The 2,760-nt window shown below is 68.3% G+C and carries 6 protein-coding genes; 2 read left to right on the top strand and 4 right to left on the bottom strand.

Annotated features, from left to right (window positions below):
- A partial coding sequence (locus ABNT58_RS02565) for a response regulator (RefSeq protein WP_348751947.1) occupies nt 1–356 on the bottom strand: 356 nt, incomplete at its 3' end.
- A gap of 113 nt (nt 357–469) precedes the next feature.
- On the opposite strand from ABNT58_RS02565, the gene ABNT58_RS02560 reads away from it, so the two are divergent.
- Nucleotides 470–1,078 (top strand): alpha-ketoglutarate-dependent dioxygenase AlkB, encoded by a 609-nt coding sequence (locus ABNT58_RS02560; protein ID WP_348751946.1) that lies wholly within the window; start codon nt 470–472, stop codon nt 1,076–1,078.
- Here ABNT58_RS02560 and ABNT58_RS02555 read toward each other — a convergent pair.
- From ABNT58_RS02555 to ABNT58_RS02545, 3 genes are read right to left on the bottom strand one after another with little or no spacing between them, the layout of a single operon-like run.
- Nucleotides 1,032–1,499, bottom strand: coding sequence for a DUF6691 family protein (locus ABNT58_RS02555; RefSeq protein ID WP_348751945.1), 468 nt, complete (start codon nt 1,497–1,499; stop codon nt 1,032–1,034). The two genes, ABNT58_RS02560 and ABNT58_RS02555, sit on opposite strands and share 47 nt — an antisense overlap.
- 9 nt (nt 1,500–1,508) lie before the next feature.
- Nucleotides 1,509–1,943 carry a YeeE/YedE family protein gene (locus ABNT58_RS02550; protein ID WP_348751944.1) on the bottom strand — a complete coding sequence of 145 codons (435 nt, stop codon included), beginning with the start codon at nt 1,941–1,943 and terminating at the stop codon, nt 1,509–1,511.
- Between the two features lie 3 nt (nt 1,944–1,946).
- The gene (locus tag ABNT58_RS02545; protein ID WP_348751943.1) at nt 1,947–2,264 is read right to left on the bottom strand and encodes a metalloregulator ArsR/SmtB family transcription factor; all 318 of its coding nucleotides are present in this window, start codon (nt 2,262–2,264) and stop codon (nt 1,947–1,949) included.
- Nucleotides 2,265–2,343: 79 nt separating this feature from the next.
- On the opposite strand from ABNT58_RS02545, the gene ABNT58_RS02540 reads away from it, so the two are divergent.
- On the top strand, nt 2,344–2,760 hold a 417-nt coding region (locus tag ABNT58_RS02540), incomplete at its 3' end, for an MBL fold metallo-hydrolase (protein WP_348751942.1).

Here is a 2,760-nt window from a genome sequence, read left to right as displayed (position 1 = left end):
TGCTCGGCGTCGATCGGCTTGCTCAGCTTGTGGTCGAAGGCCTGGGCATCGGCCGGGTAGGCCGAGCTGAGGCCGGTGATGCCGATGATCACCCGGCGCATCGCATGTTCATTGACCCGCAGATGCTGCGCCACGGCCACGCCGTGCACCACCGGCAGGTGCAGGTCCAGCAGCACGATGTGGGGGTCGAACTGCGCCGCCACCGCCAACCCCTCGGCCCCGTTGGGCGCGGTGCGCACCTCGTAGCCTTCCATCTGCAGCAGCGCCTCCAGGGCCTGCGCGCCGTCCAGGTCGTCTTCCACGATCAGGATGCGGGCGCGGGGTGCTTGTTCTTGGGATACGACGGGCAAGGACATGAAGACGAACGACTCAGGAAGATCGGCAGGGTGGTGAGACCGGGCAACCCCGGTGCCTGCCGATGTGAAGACCGCGTAAAGCGGGGGGTATGGGCCCTGGGTAAGCTGGGCGCATGCAACAAGGGCTGCTGTTCGATCTACCCGAGCCCCCGCCGCCCAGGCTGCCGCCGGGCATGGTCGTGGCGCGGGATTTTCTCAGCGCCCAGGAAGAAGCCGGACTGATCACCCTGCTGCGGCAACTGCCGCTGGCGCCGGCCCGCTACAAGGGGTATACGGCGCGCCGGCAGGTGGTGAGCTACGGTGGCAGCTTCGACTACGACAGCAACGAGTTATTGCCCGCCGCACCGCTGCCCGAGCCGCTGCACCCGCTGCGCGACCGCATGGCCGCCTGGGCCGGCCTGCCGCCCCACGCGCTGGTGCATGCGCTGGTGGCCGAATACCCGCCCGGCACGCCGCTGGGCTGGCACCGCGACGTGCCCGACTTCGAGGACATCATCGGCCTGTCGCTGGGCGGCCCGGCGGTGCTGCGCTTTCGGCCCTACCCACCGGTGGCGCTGACCCGGGCAGACGTGATCCCGGTGACGGCCGAGCCCCGCGCCATCTACCTGCTGCGCGGCCCCGCCCGCTGGGACTGGCAGCACAGCGTGTCGCCGGTCAAAGCACTGCGCTGGTCGGTCACGTTTCGGACAGGGCGGGGGCGGGGGCGGGGATGGGGGCGGTAAGGGCGACCGGACGGCGGCGCTCGATCAGCTCGAACAGGCCCATGCCGGCCAGCATGGCCAGCACGAAGACCGCGGCCTTGGCCTGGCCCATGCCCAGTGCCACCAGCGCAGGCCCCGGGCAGAAGCCGGCGATGCCCCAGCCGATGCCAAAGAGCAGTGCACCGCCCAGCAGGCGGCGGTCGATGTGGCGCGCCGCGGGCAGCTTCATCTCCAGGCCCAGCAGTGACACGCGGCGCCGTTGGGCGACCGTGAAAGCGACCAGACCGACCGCAATCGCGCCCAGCATCACCATCCCCAGAGACGGGTCCCACCGACCGGCCAGGTCGAGAAAGCCCAGCACCTTCGCCGGATCGGCCATGCCCGAGAGCAGCAGGCCAACGCCGAAGACCAGGCCGGCCAGCAAGGACGTGAGCACAGGCATGATGACTCCTCAAAGGCCCAGCAGATGCCGGACGACAAACACCGTGGCGAATCCAGCAGCCATGAAGGTGGCGGTGGCCACCAGAGAGCGCGGCGATAGCCGCGACAGGCCACAGACACCATGGCCGCTGGTGCAGCCCGAGCCGTAGCGCGTGCCGACACCGACCAGCAGGCCGGCGAGCACCAGGGCGCCCCAGCTGGCGTCGATCTGTGGTGAAGGCAAACGGGCCATCCACGCATAGGCGGCCGGGGATGCCACAAGGCCGAGCAAGAACGCGATGCGCCAGCCCAGGTCGCCTTCGACGGGCTTGAGCAGCCCGCCCAGGATGCCGCTGATGCCGGCGATGCGGCCATTGAGCAGCACGAACAGCGCGGCCGCCAACCCGATGAGCACACCCCCCGCCAGCGAGGCCCAGGGCGTGAAGGCGTTCCAGTCGATGGTCACGGTTTACTCCTTCGGGCAGTACAGGGTGTAGAGCAGCTCCAGCACCTGCAGCAGCTTCGGGTCTGCCAGGCTGTAGCAGATGCGCTTGCCGTCGCGGCGCGTCGTCACCACGCCTTCGTTGCGCAGCACGCCCAGCTGCTGCGACAGCGTCGGCTGCAGGATGCCCAGGGCGTCCTGCAGCTCGCCGACCGACATCTCCCCCTGCGACAGCTGGCAGAGCAGCAGCAGCCGCTCCTGGTTGGCCAGCACCTTGAGGGCGCTCACGGCCTCGCCCGCGGCCTGGCGCAGCACCTCGGGGTCGATGACGGTGGAACGGGACACGGGCGGGCTCCTTCAACTTGCCTTCATTATATTAGTCAATATAATATTGATCAAGATATTGACGCAGCAAGGAGCCCGCATGTCGGCCAGAACCACGGTCCATCCCTTCTTCGACGACAAGACCTGGACCGTGTCCTACGTCATCGTCGACAACGCCACCCGATGCGCGGCCATCGTGGACCCGGTCCTGGACTTCGACTTCAAGTCGGGGCGTACGAGCACCGTGCAGGCAGACAGGCTGCTGGCGCATGTGCGCGACCAAGGGCTGCAGGTGCAGTGGATCCTGGAAACGCATGCGCATGCCGACCACCTGTCGAGCGCCCGTTACCTGCAGGGCAAGGTCGGCGGCCGCATCGCCATCGGCGAGCGCATCAAGGAAGTCCAGGCCACCTTCAAGAAGCTGTACAACCTGGAGCGCAACTTCCTGCCCGACGGCGCGCAGTTCGACCACCTCTTTCACGATGAGGAGGTCTTCAGGATCGGCGAGGTGCCGGCC

This window comes from uncultured Aquincola sp., assembly GCF_964001545.1.
In the GTDB taxonomy this organism is placed as follows: Bacteria; Pseudomonadota; Gammaproteobacteria; order Burkholderiales; family Burkholderiaceae_C; genus Aquincola.
The sequence above is the reverse complement of the archived record's forward strand: the minus strand, read 5'-3'. Positions and strand labels throughout refer to the sequence as shown.

Coding starts and splice junctions, on each gene's coding strand:
- ABNT58_RS02555 (WP_348751945.1), bottom strand. CDS start 1,499: ATGCCTGTGCTCACGTCCTTGCTGGCCGGCCTGGTCTTCGGCGTTGGC.
- ABNT58_RS02560 (WP_348751946.1), top strand. CDS start 470: ATGCAACAAGGGCTGCTGTTCGATCTACCCGAGCCCCCGCCGCCCAGG.